The organism is Micromonospora sp. KC207 (assembly GCF_004348615.1).
Lineage (GTDB): Bacteria > Actinomycetota > Actinomycetes > Mycobacteriales > Micromonosporaceae > Micromonospora.
On sequence record NZ_SMKJ01000582.1, the window covers coordinates 1 to 1,404 of the forward strand.

The 1,404-nt window shown below is 73.0% G+C and carries 1 protein-coding gene; it reads right to left on the bottom strand.

The features are described from left to right. Positions 1 to 1,394, bottom strand: a 1,394-nt coding sequence (locus E1258_RS32630) for an NF041680 family putative transposase (RefSeq protein ID WP_132407831.1), incomplete at its 3' end; no start/stop codon positions are given. Positions 1,395 to 1,404: the final 10 nt, after the last annotated feature.

Genomic DNA, 1,404 nt, shown 5'->3' on the forward strand with positions numbered 1-1,404 from the left:
GCTGTGACGATGTGGACGTCGTGGCGGGCGGCTCGGTGGCGGTTGGGGTGTCCGGGTGGTCGTCCGGGGCCTGGTCGGCTCGGTTTCGGTGCGGCGGCGGGGCAGCCGGCTTTGGTGCGTAGGTGCCGAAACGCGCGGCGGACGCGGGCCGGGGTGAGCCGTTCGGGTGGTGCGGGGCGTTCCCAGGGCCGGCGCAGGTCACCGGCGGCGCTACGGGCGAGGCGTAGCTGGGTGTAGGCGGCCAACACGAGCCAGGTCCAGCGGTCGGCGGCGTGCGGGTCGCGCAGCTTGGGGCTGGTCCAGCCCAGGGTTTGCTTGAGCATGCGGAAGGTGTGCTCGATGTCGAAGCGGCGCAGGAACGCCTGCCAGAGCAGGTCGACCTCGGCGTCGCTGGCGGTTGCCTGCGACCACCAGAGCCAGACCGGCTTTGCGGTGGCGCCGGAGGGCAGTCGGTCGACGGTCAGCCGGATCACGGTGCCTTCGATGATCGGCAGCGGGCCGTGCTGGGCGGTCCAGGCGGTGCGGTGGGTCAGCCTGGGGTGCAGCCGGTGCCAGGCCCGCGCGGTCGCGGTGCCGTAGAGGCGGGTGTCGGTGGTCGTGGCCACGTCCGGGTCGCCCCAGCTGGCCGGGTCACCGAAGATGAACTCGCCGCCGTGGCGTCGTGGGCGGCCGGTGGTGGCGGGCAGCCGGGGTGGCGCGGGCCTGCGCAGCACCCGGTCGGAACGCATCCGCACCAACACCTGAACGGGTAGATCAGCGAGGAGGAACGCCAGCCGGGGCCCGTCGTAGCCGGCGTCCGCGACGATCCACATGTCCGGATCACCGGGCTGCCACTGTCGGGCTGCGATCAGCCGTCGCACCACGTCCCGCACCTGGCCGGCGGTGACCGTGGCGGCGTCGTCGCCGGGTGCCAGCCGGCGGGCGTCCAACGGCGCGGTCCACGAGGTGCGCCCGGTCTCCAAGGCGGTGACGAACGAGTACGGCCAGCCCGGAACCCCGATGTGGCTGTCCTTGCCGCGCCCGTAGGTGTGACACAGCACCCGCTCCGGGCAGGTATGCGCCTCCGGCCGCAGCCAGCACGTCACGTCCACCGCCAGGACGACCCGCCCGTCCGCGGCCCGCGGCAGCGGCACCGCCGCCACCGCGGTCCGCAACCGCTCGACGTCGATCCGGCCCCGGTTCAACGCCCCATACAGCGAACCGTGACCGCGGCGGTGCTCACCTACCAGCGACAACTCCACCAGCGACCGCACCGGCCCGTCACCGCACAACAGCGCGTCGGCCAGCTCGAACAACGCATCCTCACGAGCGGTCAGACAACGGTGGAACTCACGCCGGAACGCGGCCAGCCGCCCCACCTCACCGATCGACCCGGCATCGTGCACACTGATCACCAGACAGCCC